The 22,331-nt window shown below is 52.4% G+C and carries 27 protein-coding genes; 11 read left to right on the forward strand and 16 right to left on the reverse strand.

All coding sequences use genetic code 11. From position 1 onward, the window contains the following. Positions 1 to 194: 194 nt before the first annotated feature. Both pepV and ACTQ34_RS04460 read left to right on the forward strand, forming a co-directional pair. Positions 195 to 1,559 (forward strand): dipeptidase PepV, encoded by a 1,365-nt coding sequence (gene pepV / locus ACTQ34_RS04455; protein WP_441362698.1) that lies wholly within the window; start codon positions 195 to 197, stop codon positions 1,557 to 1,559. A 35-nt stretch (positions 1,560 to 1,594) separates the two neighbouring features. Continuing rightward, positions 1,595 to 2,686, forward strand: coding sequence for a dipeptide epimerase (locus tag ACTQ34_RS04460; RefSeq protein ID WP_441362699.1), 1,092 nt, complete (start codon positions 1,595 to 1,597; stop codon positions 2,684 to 2,686). A 64-nt stretch (positions 2,687 to 2,750) separates the two neighbouring features. Here ACTQ34_RS04460 and ACTQ34_RS04465 read toward each other — a convergent pair whose 3' ends face one another. After that, positions 2,751 to 3,470, reverse strand: a complete 720-nt coding sequence (locus tag ACTQ34_RS04465) for a peptidoglycan recognition protein family protein (protein WP_441362700.1) — start codon at positions 3,468 to 3,470, stop codon at positions 2,751 to 2,753. A gap of 135 nt (positions 3,471 to 3,605) precedes the next feature. Here ACTQ34_RS04465 and cysK point away from each other — a divergent pair, with 135 nt between their 5' ends. Further along, positions 3,606 to 4,535, forward strand: a complete 930-nt coding sequence (cysK, locus tag ACTQ34_RS04470) for a cysteine synthase A (RefSeq protein ID WP_441362701.1) — start codon at positions 3,606 to 3,608, stop codon at positions 4,533 to 4,535. A 70-nt stretch (positions 4,536 to 4,605) separates the two neighbouring features. Here the strand turns inward: cysK and thiE are convergent, their stop codons facing one another. From thiE to ACTQ34_RS04490, 4 genes are read right to left on the reverse strand one after another with little or no spacing between them, the layout of a single operon-like run. Further along, on the reverse strand, positions 4,606 to 5,238 hold the full coding sequence (gene thiE, locus ACTQ34_RS04475) for a thiamine phosphate synthase (protein ID WP_441362702.1): 633 nt from the start codon (positions 5,236 to 5,238) through the stop codon (positions 4,606 to 4,608). 12 nt (positions 5,239 to 5,250) lie between these two features. Continuing rightward, on the reverse strand, positions 5,251 to 5,976 hold the full coding sequence (locus tag ACTQ34_RS04480) for a nitrilase-related carbon-nitrogen hydrolase (RefSeq protein ID WP_441362703.1): 726 nt from the start codon (positions 5,974 to 5,976) through the stop codon (positions 5,251 to 5,253). Further along, a complete protein-coding gene (locus tag ACTQ34_RS04485) occupies positions 5,964 to 6,437 on the reverse strand; it encodes a YbaK/EbsC family protein (protein ID WP_441362704.1) in 474 nt (157 codons plus the stop codon). Before ACTQ34_RS04485 ends, ACTQ34_RS04480 begins: the two co-directional genes overlap by 13 nt. 2 nt (positions 6,438 to 6,439) lie before the next feature. Then, on the reverse strand, positions 6,440 to 6,970 hold the full coding sequence (locus tag ACTQ34_RS04490) for a DUF1836 domain-containing protein (protein WP_441362705.1): 531 nt from the start codon (positions 6,968 to 6,970) through the stop codon (positions 6,440 to 6,442). A 151-nt stretch (positions 6,971 to 7,121) separates the two neighbouring features. Between ACTQ34_RS04490 and ACTQ34_RS04495 the strand changes: the two genes are divergently transcribed. The 4 genes from ACTQ34_RS04495 (at position 7,122) to rbr (ending at position 10,228) form a co-directional block, all read left to right on the forward strand. Continuing rightward, positions 7,122 to 8,336 carry a polysaccharide deacetylase family protein gene (locus ACTQ34_RS04495; protein ID WP_441362706.1) on the forward strand — a complete coding sequence of 405 codons (1,215 nt, stop codon included), beginning with the start codon at positions 7,122 to 7,124 and terminating at the stop codon, positions 8,334 to 8,336. A 159-nt stretch (positions 8,337 to 8,495) separates the two neighbouring features. Continuing rightward, on the forward strand, positions 8,496 to 9,149 hold the full coding sequence (gene trhA, locus ACTQ34_RS04500) for a PAQR family membrane homeostasis protein TrhA (RefSeq protein ID WP_441362707.1): 654 nt from the start codon (positions 8,496 to 8,498) through the stop codon (positions 9,147 to 9,149). Between the two features lie 98 nt (positions 9,150 to 9,247). Beyond that, positions 9,248 to 9,637, forward strand: coding sequence for a Fur family transcriptional regulator (locus ACTQ34_RS04505; RefSeq protein ID WP_441362708.1), 390 nt, complete (start codon positions 9,248 to 9,250; stop codon positions 9,635 to 9,637). A 54-nt stretch (positions 9,638 to 9,691) separates the two neighbouring features. Next, positions 9,692 to 10,228 carry a rubrerythrin gene (rbr, locus tag ACTQ34_RS04510; protein ID WP_297275803.1) on the forward strand — a complete coding sequence of 179 codons (537 nt, stop codon included), beginning with the start codon at positions 9,692 to 9,694 and terminating at the stop codon, positions 10,226 to 10,228. Between the two features lie 62 nt (positions 10,229 to 10,290). Here the strand turns inward: rbr and ACTQ34_RS04515 are convergent, their stop codons facing one another. The 5 genes from ACTQ34_RS04515 to gluQRS all read right to left on the reverse strand — a co-directional run bounded on the left by ACTQ34_RS04515 (position 10,291) and on the right by gluQRS (position 13,533). Further along, on the reverse strand, positions 10,291 to 10,890 hold the full coding sequence (locus tag ACTQ34_RS04515) for a GerMN domain-containing protein (RefSeq protein WP_441362709.1): 600 nt from the start codon (positions 10,888 to 10,890) through the stop codon (positions 10,291 to 10,293). Positions 10,891 to 10,995: 105 nt separating this feature from the next. Then, on the reverse strand, positions 10,996 to 11,166 hold the full coding sequence (locus ACTQ34_RS04520) for a TA system antitoxin ParD family protein (protein ID WP_441362710.1): 171 nt from the start codon (positions 11,164 to 11,166) through the stop codon (positions 10,996 to 10,998). Positions 11,167 to 11,191: 25 nt separating this feature from the next. Further along, the gene (locus tag ACTQ34_RS04525) at positions 11,192 to 11,452 is read right to left on the reverse strand and encodes a hypothetical protein (protein WP_441362711.1); all 261 of its coding nucleotides are present in this window, start codon (positions 11,450 to 11,452) and stop codon (positions 11,192 to 11,194) included. Positions 11,453 to 11,480: 28 nt separating this feature from the next. After that, a complete protein-coding gene (locus tag ACTQ34_RS04530) occupies positions 11,481 to 12,506 on the reverse strand; it encodes an SPFH domain-containing protein (RefSeq protein ID WP_441362712.1) in 1,026 nt (341 codons plus the stop codon). A gap of 106 nt (positions 12,507 to 12,612) precedes the next feature. After that, positions 12,613 to 13,533, reverse strand: a complete 921-nt coding sequence (gene gluQRS, locus ACTQ34_RS04535; RefSeq protein WP_441362713.1) for a tRNA glutamyl-Q(34) synthetase GluQRS — start codon at positions 13,531 to 13,533, stop codon at positions 12,613 to 12,615. 105 nt (positions 13,534 to 13,638) lie between these two features. On the opposite strand from gluQRS, the gene ACTQ34_RS04540 reads away from it, so the two are divergent. Then, a complete protein-coding gene (locus ACTQ34_RS04540) occupies positions 13,639 to 14,778 on the forward strand; it encodes a glycoside hydrolase family 3 N-terminal domain-containing protein (protein WP_441362714.1) in 1,140 nt (379 codons plus the stop codon). A 73-nt stretch (positions 14,779 to 14,851) separates the two neighbouring features. Next, entirely contained in the window at positions 14,852 to 15,082 is a 231-nt protein-coding gene (locus ACTQ34_RS04545) for a hypothetical protein (RefSeq protein WP_441362715.1), read from the forward strand. Between the two features lie 109 nt (positions 15,083 to 15,191). Here ACTQ34_RS04545 and ACTQ34_RS04550 read toward each other — a convergent pair whose 3' ends face one another. From ACTQ34_RS04550 to ACTQ34_RS04575, 6 genes are all read right to left on the reverse strand, one after another. Beyond that, the gene (locus ACTQ34_RS04550) at positions 15,192 to 16,526 is read right to left on the reverse strand and encodes a recombinase family protein (protein WP_441362716.1); all 1,335 of its coding nucleotides are present in this window, start codon (positions 16,524 to 16,526) and stop codon (positions 15,192 to 15,194) included. Positions 16,527 to 16,640: 114 nt separating this feature from the next. Then, positions 16,641 to 18,152 (reverse strand): recombinase family protein, encoded by a 1,512-nt coding sequence (locus ACTQ34_RS04555; RefSeq protein ID WP_195279866.1) that lies wholly within the window; start codon positions 18,150 to 18,152, stop codon positions 16,641 to 16,643. A gap of 94 nt (positions 18,153 to 18,246) precedes the next feature. After that, complete coding sequence (locus tag ACTQ34_RS04560; protein WP_195279867.1) at positions 18,247 to 18,462, reverse strand: hypothetical protein; 216 nt, start codon at positions 18,460 to 18,462, stop codon at positions 18,247 to 18,249. Next, the gene (gene mobV / locus ACTQ34_RS04565; RefSeq protein ID WP_195279868.1) at positions 18,446 to 19,390 is read right to left on the reverse strand and encodes a MobV family relaxase; all 945 of its coding nucleotides are present in this window, start codon (positions 19,388 to 19,390) and stop codon (positions 18,446 to 18,448) included. The genes ACTQ34_RS04560 and mobV overlap by 17 nt, the downstream gene beginning before the upstream one ends. 184 nt (positions 19,391 to 19,574) lie before the next feature. Further along, on the reverse strand, positions 19,575 to 19,970 hold the full coding sequence (locus ACTQ34_RS04570; RefSeq protein WP_195279869.1) for a replication initiator protein A: 396 nt from the start codon (positions 19,968 to 19,970) through the stop codon (positions 19,575 to 19,577). Positions 19,971 to 20,081: 111 nt separating this feature from the next. Continuing rightward, positions 20,082 to 20,495: a cysteine-rich VLP domain-containing protein gene (locus ACTQ34_RS04575; RefSeq protein ID WP_195279870.1), complete on the reverse strand. Its 414-nt coding sequence runs from the start codon at positions 20,493 to 20,495 to the stop codon at positions 20,082 to 20,084. Between the two features lie 361 nt (positions 20,496 to 20,856). Here ACTQ34_RS04575 and ACTQ34_RS04580 point away from each other — a divergent pair, with 361 nt between their 5' ends. Both ACTQ34_RS04580 and ACTQ34_RS04585 read left to right on the forward strand, forming a co-directional pair. Next, on the forward strand, positions 20,857 to 21,660 hold the full coding sequence (locus ACTQ34_RS04580) for a helix-turn-helix domain-containing protein (RefSeq protein ID WP_195279871.1): 804 nt from the start codon (positions 20,857 to 20,859) through the stop codon (positions 21,658 to 21,660). 82 nt (positions 21,661 to 21,742) lie between these two features. Continuing rightward, positions 21,743 to 22,324, forward strand: a complete 582-nt coding sequence (locus tag ACTQ34_RS04585; protein WP_195279872.1) for an HTH domain-containing protein — start codon at positions 21,743 to 21,745, stop codon at positions 22,322 to 22,324. The last annotated feature ends 7 nt before the right edge of the window (positions 22,325 to 22,331 follow it).

The raw sequence follows: 22,331 nt of genomic DNA on the forward strand, positions 1-22,331 counted from the left end.
CCTCACTTTTTCATTCTCTTTCCCTCTGTCCCGGTTCCCGTATGCCGCAACATCGGGCTGCTTTTTAGTATACAGGAATACCAATTTTTTTGCAAGGTCTTGCAAGCAATTTGCACAGAATGGTTTGCAAATCGGTCGTTCATCCTGTACAATATGATATGGGAATGTTCAGAACCCGTTAAGGAGGGACTACGATGGAATTAAAAACCTATATCCGCGCACACGCGGATGATTTACTCAAAGATTTAGCATCACTGATTCAGATCCCAAGTGTGGAGGGCGAACCCACACCGGACGCGCCTTATGGAAGTGAGGTCGCGCGCTGTCTGCATGAAACGCTTGCGCTGTGCGAAAAGCTGGGCTTCCGCACGGTCAACATGGATAACCGGGTGGGCTGGTGCGAATACGGCGAGGGCGACGAAATGGTTGCCGTACTCGGCCATCTGGATGTTGTGCCCGCAGGCGACGGCTGGCAGGCCGCTGAGCCGTTTTCGGGCGATGTCAAGGACGGCCGCATCTATGGCCGCGGCACGATGGATGACAAAGGACCGACGGTTGCGGCGCTGTACGCACTGGCCGCACTCAAGGACGCAGGTTTTGCTCCGTCCCGCCGCATCCGCATCCTGTTCGGCACGAATGAGGAAACCGGCTGTCAGGATATGGTATGGTATCTCGAACACGGCGGCGAAGTGCCGGTCATGGGCTTCACGCCGGACGGTGAATACCCCATCATTAACGGTGAAAAAGGCATTATGAACTGCGTATATGCCCGCAAACTGAACCAAACCGGTGCGTACCGCCTGACCCGTTTTGAAGGCGGCACTGCCTCCAATGTCTCCCCCGCGTATGCCGTGGCGGAACTTGCATGCCCCGCAGAGGCTGCGGATCGCATCACGCTGGACAAGGTCACGGCCACGCCAATTGACGGCGGCATCCGCGTGGAGGCGGAAGGCGTATCCGCGCACGGCTCCACTCCAGAACAGGGCGAAAACGCAATTGGCCGACTGGCACTCGCGCTGACCCAGCTTCCTCTGGAGGGCGAGCTTGCCGACTGCATGGCGTTCCTTGCTGACCGAATCGGATTGGAGACGCGCGGCGAATCGCTGGGCCTTGCCATGCGCGATGACCTTTCGGGCGACCTGACGGTCAATCTTGGCGTTGCGGCATTTGCAGAGGACACGCTTTCCCTCACCCTGTCTGTGCGATACCCCGTCACCAAGGCCTATGACGAAGCCCATCCGCGCCTGGAGCGCGCGTTCTCGCTCGGCGGCTTCCAAGAAACCCAGATGAAGCACAAGGCTGCCATCTATATGCCGCCTGAGAGCGAACTCATCCGCAAGCTGTCCAAAGTGTACGAGGAGCAGACCGGCGAAAAAGCGGTGCTCAAATCTATTGGCGGCGGCACCTATGCCAAATCCATCCCGAATCTGGTCGCATTCGGCCCGGTCTTTCCAGGCGACGAAATCCGCGAACACAAGCCGGATGAATATATGGAAGTGGAGCGGCTGCTGCAGAACGCGGAAATTCTGGCGGCGGCAATTTACGAACTGGCAAAATAATCGTAACGCATCTTGCAACAAGGAGCTGACAACTGATGAAAATTACTCAAATCCGTCTGGGCCGCATTTCCGTGCCGCTGCGTGTACCGTTTAAGACCGCGGTGCGCTCGGTTTCTTCTGTCGAGGACGTAATTGTAGAAATTCACACCGACACCGGCGCAATCGGCTACAGCGAAGCGCCCCCGACCGGCGCGGTCACGGGAGACACCGCAGGCGCAATCATTGGCGCCATTCAAGACCACATTGCTCCGACCCTCCTTGGCCGCGAGGTGGATGACTTTGAAAACCTGATGCTCTCCTTGCAGGGCTGTATCCTCAAGAATACCAGCGCCAAAGCGGCGGTCGATATGGCGCTTTGGGACCTGTACGGTCAGCTTTACCGTATTCCGGTGTACAAAATGCTCGGTGGCAGTCGAAGCAAGATTGTGACCGACATCACCATCAGCGTCAACGATCCGGAAGAGATGGCGCGCGACGCGCGCAATGCCATTGACCGCGGCTACGACTGTCTCAAGTGCAAAGTGGGTAAGGACGCGCCGCTCGACTTGCGCCGCCTGCAGGCCATCCGCGCTGAAGTCGGTCACGATGTGAAAATCCGCATTGACGCCAATCAGGGCTGGAAGCCCAAGGAAGCGGTGCGCATTCTCAGCCAGATGGAGGATGCGGGGCTGGACATTGAGTTTGTCGAGCAGCCGGTTGCGCAGCACGATTTGACCGGCCTAAAATATGTCACCGATAATGTGACGATTCCGGTCATGGCGGATGAAAGCGTGCAGAATGCGGCGGACGCGCTGACCATCATGCAGATGCGTGCAGCCGATCTGGTCAACATCAAACTCATGAAGGCAGGCGGCTTGTACAATGCACTGAAAATCGCCTCGGCCGCCGAGGTATACGGTGTTGAATGCATGCTCGGCTGCATGCTTGAAGCAAAAATCAGCGTTAACGCAGCCATTCACCTTGCCTGCGCTAAGCAAATCATCACCAAGATTGATTTGGACGGACCAGTGCTTTGCACTGAGGACCCCATTCTCGGCGGTGCAGTATTCCACGAAAAGGACATTACTGTATCCGACGAGCCGGGTCTCGGCATCAAGGGCATTGAAAAAGTCATTTATCTGGATTAAGCTAACTTTTACAAACAGAAGAGAAAAACGGCGAAAGCAAAGTGCTTTCGCCGTTTTTTGTCACTTAATCTCCATAAATGCCTGCCCGGTCATTTATCACAAGCACACGCAGCATTTCTTCCGGAAGGTTGAGTCCCGCGCTGCCGCCTTCACCTTTGAGCCACCCTTTTTGCTCCAGCTTTTCCACCGTCGCACGGCCCCACTCGGGTACAGACGCTACGGTGTTGTATACCGTTTTGCTTTGTGCAATCAGATTCTTTACCTCATCTGCTGTCATATCATCCACCTCCTCTGTCAATCTGCGCTTGAAGTCCTGCCATGCCGCTGCATTTTCTACAAACGGCGCCGGACAGTTTTTATGCGTCACATCATAGTGCCGCACCACATGGTCCGGTGCAATATCATACTTCTGCATCAACATACGCACCAGCTGTACCGCGTTTTCCACCGTTCCCGGCTGAAAATAGTATTTGCCGTTCTTGATGCAGCTGCACAACTCGATACCGATGCTGTTGGCATTACGGCAATACGGATGAAAGTAAGTACCTTTGGTGCCGCAATGCCACGCAATATCCGCTTCACGCACAGACTGCCATACTTCTTTTTCATCCACAAAATAATGTGCTGAGGTCGAAATATTGGAATTTGTGAAGTAATCCACATTGTTTTTGGCAGTATCACCGTCATTTGCTGTGAAATGGATTACCAGATAGCTGATTTGCTCCTTCCCGCGTGCAGCGGATAGATAATTACCCGCATTGGCCTGCTGAAAACGAATTTCCATCACATTTCACCTCCTCCCTGCATAAACTCCAAAAAAAGAAGGTTAGATTGACACAATTTGGTCAATCTGTTCTATCCTTATGCAAAAAGTTGTGCTATAATGTATGTCAGACACGTTTGAGAGGAAGATTTTTCGATGATATGCAGCAACATCCTGGAAGCAGTCGGCCATACGCCGATGGTACGTCTGAACCGCATGGTTCCCGCAGGCTGCGCCGAGGTGCTCGTCAAATTTGAGGGCTTAAACGTCGGCGGCTCTATCAAAACGCGTACGGCGCTCAATATGGTGGAGGACGCTGAGCAGCGCGGCCTAATCGGACCGGACACCATTATTGTGGAACCCACCAGCGGCAATCAGGGTATTGGCCTTGCGCTTTGCGGTGCGGTCAAGGGCTACAAGGTTAAAATCATTATGCCGGATTCCGTTTCCGAGGAGCGTCGCAAACTGGTGAAGCATTATGGTGCTGAAGTAATTCTGGTACACGATGCCGGCAATATTGGCGATTGTATTGCAGAATGCCAGCGAATTGCAGACGAAATGGCTAAAAATGACCCTAAGGTCTTTGTTCCGGGACAGTTCGACAACCCGGCGAATCCCTCTGTTCATCGCCACCACACCGCCACCGAAATTCTCGAGCAGGTCGGCGGCCCAATCGACGGCTTCTGCTCCGGTTTTGGCACCGGCGGCACGATCAGCGGCATCGGTGAAGTGCTCAAGGCACAAAATCCCCAGTTGGAAATCTGGGCGGTTGAACCGGAAAACGCGGCCATCCTGTCGGGTGGTTCGATCGGCACCCATCTGCAGATGGGTATTGGTGACGGTATCATCCCCAAAAACCTGAACACCAAGATTTACGACCACCTTTACATCGTAACTGATGACGAAGCGATTCAAACCGCCAAAGATCTTGCGCGCATGGAAGGGCTTATGTGTGGCATTTCGAGCGGTACCAATGTTGCTGCCGCTATCCAGCTTGCAAAAAAACTTGGTCCCGGCAAAACCGTGGTCACCGTCCTTCCCGATACAGCTGAGCGCTATTTCTCTACGCCGCTGTTTGAAGATTGAATTCCATTTCCTCCATACGCAAAAAAGGCTTCGGAACATTCGTTCCGAAGCCTTTTACTATACCATCTAATCAATGATTCTGCATCGCCAAAAACTTTTCTTTGATGTGTGCCGTCGCCGCGCGCGGGTCCTCGGCTTTCATCACTGCGGAAACCACTGCAATGCCTGCAATCGGGCTGTTTGCCAGCACATCCATATTGTCCGCATTCAAACCACCAATCGCAACCACTGGAATAGGTACAGCTCGGCAAATTTCATTCAGCGTAGAGACTGGCGTGAGCTTGGTCGTGACATGCGTGGTAGTCGGATAAATCGCACCTGTACCAAGGTAATCCGCACCGTCCGCATAGGCCGTCTGTGCGGCCTCCACGGTTTTTGCGGTCGCACCGACGATTTTATCCGGCCCCAGCAGCTTGCGGCACACGGCCACCGGCAGGTCGCTTGCACCGACATGCACCCCTGCTGCATCGCAGGCAATGGCCACATCCACGCGGTCATCAATGATAAGCGGCACATTCCAGCGGTCAGTGACTGCCTTTACCTGCTGCGCAAGCGACAGATAGTCCCGTCCGCCTGTGTCCTTTTCGCGCAGCTGGATGAGCGTTGCGCCGCCCGCACAGGCTTGATCAACCGCGTGCAGCAAAGTCTCTGTCGTATGGTAAGTGCTGTCCGTAATAACATATAACGTAGGATCAAATTGCATAATCGTTCTCCTTTAAATTGTGATGGTCAGCAGGCCGTCTCCGTCTTCCAGCGCGCCGAGCGTACTGCCGTCCGATGCGAACGCTGCGCTGTAGCCGATAAAGCAATCATGCGCATACTGGTCCACACCGAACACAGCCATGCTGTTTTCAATCGCGCGCGCGCAAAGCAGCGTGCGCCAATGCAGCACCTTATTTGCACCGGCCGCCCAACCCGCAGGAACCAGCAGCACCTCTGCTCCGCCCTGCTTCTGCGCAGCGGCCAACGCCGGAAAACGCAGCTCATAGCAGGTAATCAGCCCCAGCCTACCAACCGGCGTATCCACTGGACAGAATGGACTTTCCCCTGCCCGGCATTCGTCCGACTCCCGATAGCCGAAGGCATCATACAGCCGCTGCTTACGATGTACGCCACGCAGGGTACCGTCTTTATCCATGACCACAACGGCATTGTACGGCAGGCCGTCCGACCGCTCATACATGCCTGCGGTGATCCACAGGCCGTACTGCCGGGCCATCTGTGACAGCGCAGAAACGAACGGACCATCCAGAGACTCCGCCGCCCGAATATTTAGTGACCGCCTGTTCATTTTTGCATAAAACATGCTGTATTCTGGCAGAAACAGCATGGATGCTCCAAATTCTTTTGCTTCCTGTACGAAGTCTTGTATCCTGCGCAAATTGTTTTGCTTGTCCTCACAGGCACCGAACTGCGCCAGCGAAACGGTTACTCCCGCCATCCCTTGCACACATCCACCCATGCTTTGTATCCGGAAAATTTCTCCAGTTCCGGAATAGTCAATTCAATTGCGGAATTGTCAGAACCGCAGGCAGGAAACACGGTCTCAAAACGGTGAAGCGATTCATCCAAAAAAACCGTTACGCCTTCATTGATACCAAAGGGGCACACCCCACCGACTGCATGACCGATTTCCGGCTCGACTTCTTCAAAGGCAAGCATTTTCGCCTTACAACCAAAACGAGCTTTATATTTCGGATTGTCAATTTTGGCGTCGCCCGCAGCAACAATCAGAATGACGCCGTCTCCAGTGCGAAAGGACAGGGTTTTTGCAATTCGCGCCGGCGCACAACCGACCGCCTGTGCTGCCAGTTCAACCGTAGCTGAAGAGGTATCAAATTCCCGTACACGGCCCTCTACCCCAAATTGCCGCAGCCAATTTTTTGCTTTTTCAATGGACATTTTCATTTTCCTCCGGTCTGTTCGTCAATTGCATCAATTACACTTTCGCATAAACGACGCAAATAAGAAGCAATTTCACTGAGCGCAAGACACAGCATCAGCCTTCCGTTGGGATCGTCTGAATCATAAGGCAGGAACGCATCCAGCATCGGCGGAACGCTTTCGCGTATCTTCATTTTGTCCTCCAGCAGATGCGCATAACAGGCCCCAAAATCGACGTCATCGAGTCCGGTCAGTGCCTTTACATCGCTCAGGCGCAGATTTTGCTTCAAATGATATACACAAAGCAGCTGCATAATTTGCTGCCGGGTATATTTTTTGCCGCGAACCGGGGTCATCAACCCCTCTTTTACATAATTATTCACCATCGTTTTAGTCAGCAGCTTATCAGAAGGATTCCGCTTATCCGCAAACAGATGCTGATCAAACAGCGATAAAACCTGATCCATATATAAATCAAGCTGCGGCACATCCGCAGGCATAATATCCTGATCGGAAAAGACCCGAGCAATGATATTTCCAAAATCAGGCATGATATTCACCTCATTTCCTCCTCATTATAATCCTTCCAGCATCAGCATGCAAGGGGCGGAAAAGTGGACAGCATTGAAAAAAAATGGTATAATGCTGTGGAAAGGGTAGGCGGATAAGATGAGAATGGCGTTTATCAAAAGAGCTGCAATAATGATTGCATGCATTTGCATGGTGACCATGTCTACGCTGGGAACGGCTGGTGCCGCACCGGCCAATAACAGTTTAACTATTTTAATGTACCATGATCTAACAACCGATCCTGGACGCACCAACAGCATGACCATTACGGCAGATCGTTTCCGGCTGGATATGGAATTCCTTCAAGAATTCGGGTTTACGCCGTTGCTTCCGGCCGAACTGGTCGCAATTACGCAGAGCAAGCAGTCCCTACCGGAAAAGCCCATTATGATTACTTTTGATGATGGCTATCACTCCAATTACGAATATGCCTATCCGATTTTACAAAGCACCGGCATGAAAGCGGCCATTGCCGTGGTTGCTAACAACATTCATTTGGCAACCACAACCGATGCGCTGTCTACTTCTCTAACCTGGGAAGAGATTGAAGAAATGGTCTCCAGCGGTATCGTGGAAATCGGTTCGCATACCTATAATCTGCATAATCCCCAGTACCTCGGCAATAGCGCACCGAACGGTATCAACGGTGTCATGCGTCTAGCCGGAGAATCGGAAGCCGCCTATCGCCTGCGTGTCGGCAGCGACCTGCAAACCAGCATCCAGTTGATAACGCAGCACACCGGGCAGCAGAAAGTGCTTTATTTTTCCTATCCCTTTGGAGCCTACGACAGTTGGATGCAAACGCTTTTGAATGAAAACGGCATATTGGTCAGCACGCTGACCAACGCTGGAAAAGCCAATCCCTTTGTCTCTCTCCATAAGATGCCACGCTATCGCATCACCATGCAGCAGTCGGTCTCCTCCCTGCTGCGGCAAACATCTGTTGCCTATCCTGCGGTTGCCAATGTGTCGGTCAACGGCCACACTACTGTGCTGCCGGCGTATAATATTGGCGGCAACAACTATGTGCGCGTACGAGATGTCGCTGTTTTACTCAAGGATACACCAAGCAGTTTTGACGTACAGTGGAATAAGGATTTGCAACAAGTCGAGCTTAAATCTTTTTCGCCCTACACGCCGAACGGAACGGAAAACAAACCGATGTCCAGCGAGAGACGCACCGTGCAATCTCTGACTGAGCCGACTGCTGCTGATGGCACACTGCATATGATTGCAGCATACAATGTAGATGGGTATACCTACTATAAGCTCAGAAGTTTGGGCGATTTGTGTGGATTTGTGGTCGATTGGGACGGTGCCTCCCAGACCGTTATGATAACCGCATAAGTTACATCATATCAATACACCTGCAGGATTGCAGGTGTATTTTTTTGTCCCTAGGACACAATAAATTCACAGAAAGACTATTGCATTTTCTCGCATATGTAGTATTATATTAAATGCAACGTAGTTATAAATACTATATTAAAGTAGGGAGGAATCTATATGCCGCGTGTTTTCCTCAAGGCACGGGAACCATTTTCCAGCTATTCACATTTTATTGGAGCGGTACTGAGCGGAATCGGACTGTTTGCCATGCTGCTCCGTATGCTGACCACCGATGCCGCCAACGGTCAAATATCGGCTTCGGTCATTATTTTTTGTCTTTCCCTCATCGGACTGTATTCTGCCAGCAGCGTATACCATTATTCCTGCCGGGATGAACCAATCCTGCGCAAGCTCAAAAAACTTGACCACAGCATGATTTACGTGCTCATTGCAGGCAGCTATACCCCTATTGTGCTTTGTTACATGCGCCCGCCACAAAATTATATTTTCCTTACCTTTATCTGGTTGATTGCCGCAGCAGGTATCGCTGTCAAGCTGATCTGGATCGATGCACCACGCTTTTTAGGAACCGCCTTGTATCTGGCACTGGGTTGGGCAATCGTATTGGATTTTGATGTTGTCCTCTCTATGCCCGCACACGCAATTGCCCTTCTAGCCGCAGGCGGCATCTTCTACACAATTGGCGGTGTGATCTATATTGCCAAACATCCGAACCCTACTGCGTTGTTTGGGTTTCATGAAATCTTTCATTTGTTCGTTATAGCAGGCAGTATATGCCACTATCTGATGGTTTTTCTCTATGTTCTGTGAGATAATCCTGTAGGATTTTCCGCAAAATGCTTGACAACTCCATAAATCAGGTATATACTCTAAATAATAATTTATACTATTAGGGAGTAGGTGACAGCATGCAGACCAGAAATACAGTGCAGCGTCAAATCGTTTTGCAAACCGTTCTGCACATGCACGATCATCCCACTGCGGACAACGTGTATGCTGCCGTCGCGGCGGAACATCCTTCTATCAGCAAGGCTACTGTATACCGCAATCTGAACCAGCTGGCTTCACAAGGTGAAATTCGCCGTGTGCCTGTGCCGAATGGTGCCGATCGGTTTGATTTTAACACCAGTGAGCATTATCATGTGCGTTGCGAGAAATGCGGCGCGGTATATGACGTGCATATGCCGCACATTAATAACCTGATCGAGCAGGTTGAGGATTCCTCCGGCGTGGAAGTACGGCGATATGATATTCTGTTCGAGGGTATCTGCCAGAATTGTCAAGCACAAGAAGCGTGATTTCCGACAGCAGGAGCTGTCTGAAAAATATTACAATGTGAGGAGTATGTGATTATGGCAAATTTGAAGGGAAGCAAGACGGAAGCAAACCTCCAGACCGCATTTGCAGGCGAATCTATGGCACGCAATAAGTATACCTACTACGCCTCCAAAGCCAAGAAAGATGGCTATGTGCAGATCTCCAAGATCTTCGAGGAGACGGCGAATAACGAAAAGGAACACGCAAAAATCTGGTTCAAACTGCTGGAAGGTATCGGCAGCACGGCGGAAAACCTCAAGGCAGCGGCAGCCGGCGAAAATTACGAGTGGACGGATATGTACGCGACCTTTGCCAAGGAAGCGCACGAAGAGGGCTTCGAGGACATTGCATTCCTCTTTGAAAAGGTCGGTGCGATTGAGAAGGAGCATGAAGCTCGTTACCTCAAGCTGCTCTCCAATGTGGAAGGCAATCTGGTCTTCTCCCGCGACGGCGACTGCATCTGGCAGTGCTCTAACTGCGGCCACATCGTTGTTGGCAAGCAGGCCCCCGAAGTATGCCCGGTATGCGCACATCCGCAGGCTTACTTTGAAATTAAGGCCGAAAACTATTGATTCATTCCATTACCACCCTAAAAAAGGCTTCGGAACGAAAGTTCCGAAGCCTTTTTGCATTCTTAATTTGTCGGTTCCAGCGGATAATCGTAAATTTCATGCCCGCTTTCAAGCGGAGCACCATCCACTGTGATAAGCACACTATTTACGCCGCGTGCCTGCACGAAAGTATTGACAAGCGAATAGATGAGCAGGCTCTCCCCCGTGGTACCGGAAGAGCGCACGGCATCGCCATATACCGCATTCATATCCAGCGTCAGAACGCCGTCCGCCGTTGAGGAGGACTGCACTGCTGCCCCTTCAGGAAGCGATCCCGCTGTGATCAGCGCATCAACCAGCGCCTGATCCGAGTCGTCCACCGCATCGGTTCCAACTGGTGTCAGCGTTTCTCCCTGCTCATCCGGCACGTATACGACTACGGATTCCCCGCCCGACGGATTGGGATTTTCCGGCTGCACCGGGTTTTCCTTGGTTTCGTCCGGAGTCTGCTGGTCATCCGGCGTGTCTTGTTCATTCGGCGTATCCGGCTCGACTGTCTGATTCGGCTGCCCATTCTGCTCCGGTGTCTGCCGTCCGGACATATATCCGTAAATGCACGCAGCAGCAATCAGCACAATAATCACAATGACCGCTGCCACAACCGTTTTTGTCCGTTTGCTCATGGCATATTCTCCTTTCTTCCGCCGCAGTTTCATAAAGAATGCGGCTGGTTTGCCGTCATTATACCACACTGAAGCGCAAGTGGGAATACCTATGCGGCGGCAAGTTCATTCCTTCGGATCTTGTTTTTTCCGACGGCGCACCGCCTCGGTCAGCAGATACTCAATTTGTCCATTGACAGAGCGAAACTCATCCTCCGCCCAGCGGGCAATCTCATCATAAAGCGAGGCAGACAGCCGCAGCGGCACCTGCTTTTTTGCTTTTTCCTTGTCTGCCACGACTGCACCTCCTTCTCCCGATTTGTTACCGCATGGCACGCCACACTTTACGGATAAAAAACACCAGATAACCCAAACACCCCGCAGCAAGTGCCCCACAAACCAGCCGCAGATCAAGCCCGGCGTCCATCGCCACCGCACACAGCAGCATAAACCCGCCTACCGCACATAGAAACAGCGTGATCAGCACCGCAAAAATCACCCGAAGCGGTTTGGGGACGCGCCGGGACTGCGCACCAGCTACCGCGCCATCCGCTATTAGGCTGAGCAAAAAATCAACAATCATTGCTCCCACCGCCTTACCTGCTTCTATTTTAATAGATCGAACCGGAATTGACAACTGGCTGCGCGTCTTTCCCTGCGCACAAAACCACCATCAGGTTGGAAACCATCTGCGCCTTGCGCTCATCATCCAGCTCGACCACTTGCTTGCGGCTCAGTTCGTCCAGCGCCATCTCCACCATACCGACCGCACCTTCAACGATCATCTTTCGTGCGTCCACAACCGCGCTGGCCTGCTGACGCTGGAGCATTGCCGCCGCAATTTCCGGTGCGTAAGCCAGCGTGGTGATGCGCGCTTCCTCGATCTTCAAACCAGCGCATTCCACGCGTTTCTGGATCTCCTCGGCCAGCACGCCCGCAATCTCCTGCGAAGAGCCGCGCAGGCTCTTTTCGTCGCCGCCTTCGGACACGTCATATGGATACAGACGCACAGTGTTGCGCAGCGCTGCATCCGACTGGATGGACAGGAATTCCTGATAATTGTCCACCGCGAACACTGCCTTGGCCGTATCCTCAATGTGCCAAATGACCGCAATGCCAATGATGATCGGATTACCGAGCAGATCGTTTATTTTCTGCTTGTCGTTGTTGAGCGTCATGGTCTTAAGCGACAGCCGCTTGCCGCGACCCGAACCAGCTGAAATACGGCCGGATGACAGCTTGCTGCCCGCCTTAGCCGAGTCCGCCGCGTCCTCGGCCGCTTTAACAAACGCGAGCTCAGCCGCTGGATTAACCGCGGAGCAGAACGGATTGACAAAGAAGATGCCCTCCCCTTTGAGCGTGCCGATGTACTGGCCGAACAGCGTCAGCACAAGCGCTTCGTTTGGACGCAGCACCTTCACACCCGCAAACAGCAGCCAGCACGGCAGACACCAGTAAAAGATGCACACAACCAGCAACGCGACCATTGCACCACCAGCACCATTGTCCAGCTGCACCGCGCTATACACGATTCCGGCTACAGCCGCAAGCATCAGCACGATGTTGAGCAGCAGAATCCCCAGACCGTTCGGTGCGCGCAGGATTTTCTCCTGATACTCCATTTGATTTGTGTTCATATCCTATCCCTCACAATCATATCAATTTGATATCATTATAATACAACCGGTGCACCGCTCTGTCAAGAGAATTTTTGACAAAAAGAGAAGCGCCCGTTTGGGCGCTTCATGAGCGAAATATATCTGGTAAAAACAAATCATGCCGCGGAACTTTGCCCCAATCGAAGGAGGAAACCAATTCGCGCGCCGAAACCGGCTCGGGTCGGTCGATCAGACCCGCAGCGCAGGCCAACGCGCCGGTCACCTGCTCCGGCGTGAAACGTTCACGCAACAGACCGAGGTCGAGATCCTCGTCCCGCTTGGACAGGCGGCGACCATCATGATCGCACAACAGCGGCAGATGGGCAAACCGCGGCGGCGTAAAGCCAAACTGACGGTACAGCCAGATTTGGCGCGGTGTGCTGGAAATCAGATCCGCGCCGCGCACCACCTCATTGACACCGGTCAGCGCATCGTCCACTACAACCGCAAGCTGATAAGCAAACACGCCGTCCGAACGCCGAACGATGAAATCCCCGCACTCGTCTGCAAGATTTTCTGCGTACTCACCCCAAACCGCATCGGTAAACCGCACAACCGCATCCGGTACACGCACACGCGTGGCTGGTGCACGTGTTTTCCGTTTTTCCTCTACCTGTTCGGGTGTCAGATCGCGGCAGGTGCCCGCATAGATCACACGCCCATCCGACAGATGCGGCGCAGATGCCGCATGCAGCGCCGCACGTGAGCAAAAGCAAGGATAGAGCAACCCCTTGTCGCGCAAAATGGCCTCATACCGCTCATAAATCGCCGCACGTGCGGACTGATACGGCACCTCGCCGTCCCACTCCAATCCCAGCCAGCGCAAATCATCCATAATCAGGTCGGCGAAGCTCCGCGGACAACGCATCGCATCCAAATCCTCAATGCGCAGCAGGAATTGTCCATTCTGCCGCCGCGCACTCAAATAGGCCAGCAGTGCACACAACACATTGCCCAGATGCATGCGCCCGCTCGGGCTGGGCGCGAAGCGTCCGATGGTCTGCATCCTGTCTCTCCCCTTTCCGTCTCCTTATCTTACCACAAACACAATAGGCTTTGCAACGACCCGCTCACTCCTGTATAATGGAATCAAAGAAGGAAGGTGCTGACTATGAAAAAACGCCTGCTCTGCCTGCTGCTTACACTCGTCTTGCCGCTTGGGTTGACTGCCTGTAACGAGAAGCCCAGCGCAGATACGACGACTGCGCAAACTGCGTCCGAACCCACTCCCGAACCTCCACAGCCCGATCCCGCCGAAGTATATGCGGATTCCCTCACACTGGAGCAACAGGTCGCGCAGTTGTTCTTTGCGCGTTGTCCCGATGTGCAAGCCGCGGAACTCGCCGCGCAGTATGATATCGGCGGCTATATCCTGTTCGGCCGCGACTTTGAAAATCAAACACCGGACAGTCTGCGCGAGACGATTGCATCCTACCAGCAAGCCGCCGCAACGCCTATGCTCATCGGCGTAGACGAGGAGGGCGGCACAGTCGTGCGCGTCAGTGCATATCCCGCCTTCCGCGCGGATCGGTTCCAGTCCCCACAGGCGCTTTTCGCTGAGGGCGGTCTGGAGCGCATCCAAAGCGACACCAAGGAAAAAGATACCCTGCTTTCTTCACTTGGCATCAACGTCAATCTCGCGCCCGTATGCGATGTATCGACCAGCCCGTCTGACTTCATCAATGCCCGTGCATTCGGACAAGACGCGCAAGCCACCAGCGACTATGTCCGCACCGTGGTAGAACAGATGCAAACGGACGGCATGGGCATGGTGCTCAAGCACTTTCCCGGCTACGGCAATAACGTCGACACACACACCGGCATCGCGCAGGACAATCGACCACTCGAACAATTCCGCTCGTCGGATTTCCTGCCCTTTACTGCGGGCATTGAAGCCGGCGCACAGGCGATTCTCGTCTGCCACAATATTGTTTCCTGCATGGATGGTACACTACCCGCCTCCCTCTCTCCGGCAGTACATGAAGTACTGCGTGATGAGCTTGGCTTTGACGGCGTGATAATGACCGACGACCTGGTCATGCAGGCGATTACAGACTACACAGGCGACGCGGATGCAGCCGTACTCGCCGTGCAGGCAGGAAATGACATGCTGATTTCGTCAGATTTTGTCACACAGTATAATGCGGTACTGGCCGCCGTGCAAAACGGAACCATCCGTGAAACTGCCATCCGCGATTCCGCCGTGCGGGTATTGCGATGGAAAATTGCGCTGGGATTGATTGATTCGTAATCCTTTGTAGAGATGTCGCCATGCTTTTCTGAAAGCGCTGTAAAAAATCTCCCTTACGGGAGATTTTTTCATATTGGTGCAACCAAAGTCCGCTTCTCCCCATATCTATGAATGTACGGGGCAGCGCGCAGCGGCCGTATCAATAGAGAGAAAGGTTGACGAATGCGATATGAATGAGAAAAAGCTGATTCGGTCATTGCAGCGTGCGCTGGATATTCGACTGTGCGCCACGCGGATACGCCGGAATGATGAATGGAAATTTGATAAAGGCCATACCAATCGCATTTGGATTGTCGCTCCATAATATGAAAAAAGCGCCCGTGCTGTCTGATAGTTCCCACAGGTACACTTTTTGAACCCACTGAATTGTCAGGCACACAGGCGGACAGCGGAAGCTGTCCGCCTGTTGTGTTTTATGCCAGCAATCGCTTGATTTCTTCAATATCTGTAATCTGTTTTGTAATATGCGGTGTGTGCTCTCCCTCCTGCATAGGGCTGTCCACTCTGCCGATGTCCCTGTATACGATCTTGACACTCTGTCCCGCAGAGCGGGAATACTTTTGGCTCCGTTCACCTACCTCGATCCGCTGGATGAAGAGCCGCAGCAGTTCCGGCGTCAGTTGGTCAATGGTAGTATACCGTTTGGCTTTCTCAATGAAGGCGTCCACATTGGCGGCTGAGGCTTTCAGTTTCTCCAGCTGCTCCTCCTTGGCCGGAATGGTTGCAGACAGATTTTTTTGCTCGGCGTTGTAGTCTGCGGACAGCATGCGGAACTGTTCATCGCTCACTCGCCCCAGGACATTGTCCTCATAGAGTCGCTTGAACAGTGCGGACAACTCATTGTATCTCCGATGCATGGAATCCAGTTCCCTCTGCAGGCGGTTGATTTCCCGGCGCAGTTCTGCGGTGTTCCTCTGGTTGATGTACTGGGCAAACTGCCGCTCCTTCATCCGTGCGAAGTGCGTGACCCTGCGCAGGTCATCCAGCACAATGGCTTTCAGGTCCGCCTCACGGATCTGATGAGGTGAGCAGGCGTTTTTCCCTCGCTTGCTGTAAGTAGAGCACCGGAAATAGTACTGATCCTCCCGCATCTTCTCAGTCCGGCAGAGCACCATGTATTTGCCACAGTCAGCACAGTAGACCAATCCAGAGAACAGATTGGGTTCCTCCATGTGCTTGGGCGGTCGCCGCTTGTGCTCCCGCACATCCTGCACGATCTCCCAGATTTCCATTGAGATGAGTGGCTCATGGGTGTTCTCCACAAGGATCTGCTCGCTCTCCGGTTTCTGGATCTGCTTTTTGTTTTTATAGGAGAGCGTTGTTTTCCTCATGTTAAGCGTGTGCCCGATGTAAACCTTGTTTTCCAGGATTTTAGCCACGGTTCTGCCGGACCAGGTGTAGGGACGGGTGGTATCCAGATTGGTGCAGGCAGTGCCGGTGGCCTGGTAGTACTGGTTGGTGGGATTCAGTACCTGCTCTCTGGTCAAAATTCTGGCGATCTGGTTCGGTCCTTTCCCCGCAGCGCACAGGTCAAAGATCCGACGCACGATGGGAGCGGTTTCCTCATCGGGAATGATCTCCTTGGAGTCCTTGTCCTTCTTCTTGTAGCCATAAGGCGGTTTGCCGCCCAGTCGTTCTCCGCGCTCCGCCTGCATTTTCTTGATAGCACGCACCTTCTTGCTGGTGTCCTTGGCGTGGAGTTCGTTGGCCCAGTTTCGGATGGGGTTGAAGTCGTTGCTGCTCTCCACCAGGGAATCCACGCCATCATTGACCGCGATAAAGCGGACACCCTTTTCCGGAAAGTAGATCTCACTAATATAGACAAGGGCACAAAAGGGATAGCGTATGACGGGGGCAGCCCGTCAGATTTTCCATTCGATTTCTACCTTTTCGTTTGTCGCCCGGATAACGGTTATCAATGCGTCCACCACCTGCCGCTTGTCCTCGAAGCCGATATTCTCCCAGTCATCCAGATAGCCGGAAATGCTTTCTATCCTTTCGGCTGGCACAGCGTCCGCAGACAGCTTCGCAATCTCATTGGAAATGTCCTGCCGCCTTGCGTCCAGTTCCTCAATCCGGCTGTTTGCGTAGGAGAGCAAGACCGGGGTTGCGCCCGTCAGCGTGTCAAGCAGCTTTTCAATCTCGCTTTCCACCTGCGCCAGTTCCAGCCGCTTTGCCGCCAGCTTCGGGGAGATTTTCGCCGCTTTTTTCCGGCCTGTCAGCGTCTTAAAATCTTTCAGCTTCTTTACCATAGCCCCATAGACCACCGCTTCCAGTTCGTGCAGCTTTACACAGCCGCAGCCGGGACAGGCCCCGCTGTCCGCATGGACGGTGCAGCGCATATAAAAAATACCGTTGGAGTGCGCCGACATGAGCGCATAGCCGCATTTCCCGCATTTGATTTTTCCCGCCATCCATGTATTCCGGGCTTTCCTTGCGGGCTGGTAAGTATGGCTGGCAAGCAGCTTCTTTCTGCATTTCAGCCACAGTTCAGACGGGATAAACCCCTCGCTGGGCGCAAGCACCAGCGTCTGCCCTTGCAGGTGCTTATGCTTGTCCTCCGTGTTGCCCTTGCCCTGATAGTAATAGCAGCCGTTTGTCCCCGCAAAGTCGGCGGCGTCATTGTAAATATCCGTCCCCTGGCTCTTGAAAAACTCGTATATATCAAGGTCAGCCATAACATAAATCGGGTTGCGGAGAATGACGCTCAAAGTCGCCCTTGACAGCGGCCTGCCGTGATAAGTGCGCATACCGTCCGCTGTCAGCTTTCTTGTGATGTCGTGCAGCGATACCTGCGGGTCAGCGTACATCTCATACATCTGCCGGACAAAGGCCGCTTCGGTTGGCTCAACCACCAGCTTCTTTGTGCGCACCCCGTCCATCACATACGGCTCTGTCCGAAAACCATAGGGCGTTTTGCCGCCCATCTTGAAACCACGCTGGCAGCGGGAGTGCCATGCGTCCTGCACCCGCTTCTGTATCGTTTCCCGTTCCAGCTGGGCGAACACGATACAGATGTTCAGCATAGCACGCCCCATCGGAGTGGAGGTATCAAACTTTTCCGTAGAGGACACAAACTCCACTTCGTACTTTTGGAAGAAGTCCATCATCTTCGCAAAGTCCAGTATGGAACGGCTGATACGGTCAAGTTTGTAGACAACTACTTTTCGCACAAGGCCGCTTTCAATATCACGCATAAGCTGCTGAAACTCTGGACGCTCCGTATTTTTCCCGGAATACCCTTTGTCTTTGTACTCTTTACAGTTCCCGCCTTTCAGTTCGTATTTGCAAAACTCAATCTGGCTTTCAATGGAAATGCTGTCCTTTTTGTCTACCGATTGCCTTGCATAGATTGCGTCTATCCTGTTATTCATATTGTCGCTCCTTTTCTTAAAAAAGAAACGGAGCTGCTGACAGCTTTATTATACCGCCAGCAGCCCCGCAAATCAATGGTGGCTTTGGGAAACCTTACGCCCCGGCGTCCTCGCTTTTCCGCTTTTCGGCGTACTTGCGGAACACCTCATAAAGCTGCTGTTCCAGTTCCCGGCGTTTGGCCGCTTCCTGCTCCGGCGTGAACACCGGAGAGAGGTTTTCCAGCATGATTTCTTTCCCCTGAAAAGTCACGACCTCTGTTTCCTTTTTGTATCTGATATTCGTACTTATAAAATCACCTTTCCTTTCCATGCTGCCGCTGCTGCCGTTTCAGTTCCGCCAAAATCTCCGGCGGGATACGGTCAACCAGCCGCCGCATATCGTCCAGTTCGCTTTTCAGCTTTGCCCGTTCCATGGTATCTTTCATCTTGCCTTTTTCGCTGGCCTTTGCCCTGGTTTCCAGCTTCTCATTTTCCGCTAACAGGTCATTGATTGTGACCTTGTACTTTTTCAGTTGCCCGGAGAAATTCTCCATCTGCGGAAACCACTTTTTCAGCATAGAGAGGGCTTCCTCTTTCTTCTTTCCGGCGTTCAGCGGGTTAATGCCGTCAAGGGCGGCTTCAATGGCTCTGGCCTGTTTGGAGAGATTGACCGCCTGCTTGAACAGCCGGGTGGGGATATGCTTCCGGCCTGTCTTGCTTGCGCTTTCGCCACGCTCCAAGTCGGGATATTTCTCCACCATATAGGCGTGAAAATCGTCCTGCCATTTTGTGAGGTTGGCTCTGTTCCCGATAATCTCCTTTGCGCACAGGCGGTTGTCTTTTGTCAGCGGCACAAAGGTCAAGTGCAGGTGGGGCGTTTTCTCGTCCATGTGTACCACCGCCGACACGATATTCTCCCGGCCTACCCGCCCGATGAGGAAGTCCGCCGCCCTCTGGAAAAACGCCTGTATCTCCTTTGGGGACTTCTTCTTGAAAAACTCCGGGCTGGCGGTGATGAGCGTATCCACAAACCGGGTGCTGTCCTTGCGGGTGCGGCACCCTGCCTGTTCAATGCGGTTTTGAATGAAGTGGTAGTACCTGCCCTCCGGCTTGACAATGTGGAAGTTGTATTTGCTCTTTGCCGTGTCAATATCGGGATTACTGGCGTATTGCTCTTTCTGCCTTTCGTGATGGGCTTCCAGCGGTCTTGCCGGGTTGCCCTTGTGCTTCTCAAAACGCAAAATTGCGTGTTGTGCCATTCTGCTCCTTTCCCCGTTCCATTCCTTTCCGGCGGGTTTTCCACAGGGAAAATCCCGCAGAAAATAGCTCGGATAGGATTGGAATGGATAGAATCTAAATCAGTCTCTTAATCTTTGTATTTCTATATACCGTCCGGTTTCCGTACTTCAGAGGGGTGATTTCCGTACTTCATGGGTACGGTTTTCAATCCTCCGGCGTACCATAACCGGATTTCTTGAAGTCGGTGTTTGAAACCGCTTCATAGGATTTTGGGTAAATGCGGTTGGGTTTTCCACAGCCCTGCTTCTGGATCTCCACCAGCCCGGCGTATTGCAGTTCCCGCAGGGTATTCACCGCCTTTTGCCGCCCACAGTGGAGCAAGTCCACCACCTCGCAGATGGGATAGTACAGGTAAATGCGCCCGTACTCGTCCGCCCACCCGTTTTTCCGGGATAACTCCGTCCGGCGCAGGATAAAGGCATACAGCAGCTTTGCCTCGTTGGACAGGGGCTGGAATGTAGGGGCTTCAAAGAGAAAATTGGGGAGCCGGGTGAAGCTGAACGCCTGTTCCGGCTGATGAATGTAAATCGTGTTTGTCATAGCGTGTTTTGTGGACGGTTAGAAGCCCGTTTTCCGGGGTGGGCGATAATTTATACTACCCGCCCCGGTTTGGGGCTTGCAAAGCCTGATAAATCAAGGCTTTTTTCACTCCTAACTGTCCACACAAGACCTCCTTTTCCGTTCGCTTTCTGTTTTCTGCCGCCTGTGAACTTTGGCGGCACAGCCGGGGCAGTATTTAGCCCGGTTGGATTTGGGGACGAATACGCCGCCGCAGACTGCACAGCGTTTCAAGTCCTTATCCCGGAAAAACTCTGCTTCCAATGCCCCGTCCAGCGGCAAGACCGCCCAGCGGAACCACTTGCAGCAGACTGAGAAAGAAATTGTCTGCGGGCAGGTGCAGGCGTCCCCATCGTCAAGGACAATACAGTTGCCGTCCTCACAGTTACAGCACTCCCGCCGTATCAAGGCATTGGCCTGTTTTCGCTGTGCCGGGGTCATGCGGTAAAGGGAATTGTCCGGCCTGCGCTCTATGGGCGGCAAGCGTTTATATGGATTTTCTATCATGCGTCCCTCCGTTTTCCGATTTTGCCGTTCTCCCCGAAAAGTTTTCCTGCCCCATTCCTGCGGCGTGTTCCGGCGTTGGCACGCTCCCCACAGCTTCGGGCCAACTTGTCCCGAAGCGACCTCTGGACACTTTGTCCAGAAGTTGGCTCCTTGCGGTGCTTCCCCCGCCGGATATTCCTTTTCGGACGGTCATTCGATTGTCAAGGTACTGTCCATCGATGAACTAAGATAAGTCTACACCTAAATGACCGCCCGTCCCGTATATCCGAAAGGTGGGAAATCCGACTGAAAAACTCCCTATTTCCACGCTCTCGGAATTGTGGTAAAATGAAACTATCATAGAGAAAAGGGGGGCTGGATAGTGGCCTTAACCATTCAAGAACGCCTAAAAGACCTGCGTGTAGAGCGTGGTTTGACGCTGGAACAGCTTGCGGAGCAGACGCACCTCTCCAAGTCTGCGCTGGGCAGCTACGAAGCGGATGAGTATAAGGACATCAGCCACTATGCCCTTATCAAGCTGGCGAAGTTTTACGGAGTGACCGCCGATTATTTGCTGGGATTGACCGAAACAAAAAATCACCCAAACGCCGATCTTGCAGACCTGCGTTTGAGTGATGATATGATAGACCTGTTGAAAAACGGGCGGATTGATACTGCCTTGTTTTGTGAGTTAGCCACGCACAGGGACTTTGTGAAACTGTTGGCAGATATAGAAATCTACGTGAACGGTGTTGCCGCTGGGCAAATCCAAAACCTGAACGCATGGGTTGACGTAGCAAGGGCGGAAATCATGGAGAAATATCAGCCGGGAGAGCATGACAAAACCGCCTATCTGCTGAAAGCAAGCCATGTGCAGGAGGGCGAGTATTTCAGCCGCCGGGTGCATGACGATATAGATGGCATTATGGAGGACATTAAGGAAGCCCACCGGGGACGGGCAGAAAGTGCCCCTAAAAACTCCGTTGTCACCGAACTGAAGAAAGATTTGGATGAAGTAGCAAACTTCAAGGGAAGCAGACTGGAACAATGGCTGCTGATTTACTGTAAGCAAAACAGACTGCCTTATCACAAGCTGACGGAAGAAGAAAAGCAGTGGTTGATACGGATAGGCTCAAAATCAGATTTTATGAAGTCGCATATTCAACAGAGAGGTAAAAGGCGATAAGACAAGCTACCGAAAAAATTATCATTCGGTGCCATACTGTTGTCGCCGTAATGCAATAAAATGAAATAAGGTGGTGGAACAAATGCAGAGTTATGATATTTTAACATACGGATTGACCGCTGAGGAAACAAATCAGCTACAAAAAAATATCCCGCTAAATTATTCTGCATTTGTCACAGAATGTTTTACCGACATAATTGCAACGCCTGTTAGTGGAATTGTAGTAAGGATTGGCAAACTGTCTGTCAATGAACGAGATATGCTCCTTGATTTTTTCCGCGAAATTGGAGATTTTTCCGAGGTGGTAATTCTAATAGGAGAAATCTCCCTGCCAGTCAATTTGCGCCATAAAATCAAGGTGTTTTCCTGCTTTGAATTGATGAAGCAGCAAATCCGATTTATATTTATGGACGCACAGCGCAAACAGAAAAAGCACCAAAATTTCAGCGTTGTTGTGGCAAATACCCTGTTTGTGTTGAGCGCAATCAGAAAAACACCGGGGATTTCCACAAAGAAATTGGCTGAAAAGTTGGAGGTATCAGAACGTTCTGTGCAACGATACATTGAAACACTTCGGATTGCGGGAGAATGGATTGAGTACGACGCAGCATCAAAGGGCTGGAAATTGAGTGTTGGCAAATCAGTTTTATGGGATGATTTCTAAAAATCAG

This window comes from Agathobaculum sp. LCP25S3_E8, from assembly GCF_052117165.1.
Classification (GTDB): Bacteria; Bacillota; Clostridia; order Oscillospirales; family Butyricicoccaceae; genus Agathobaculum.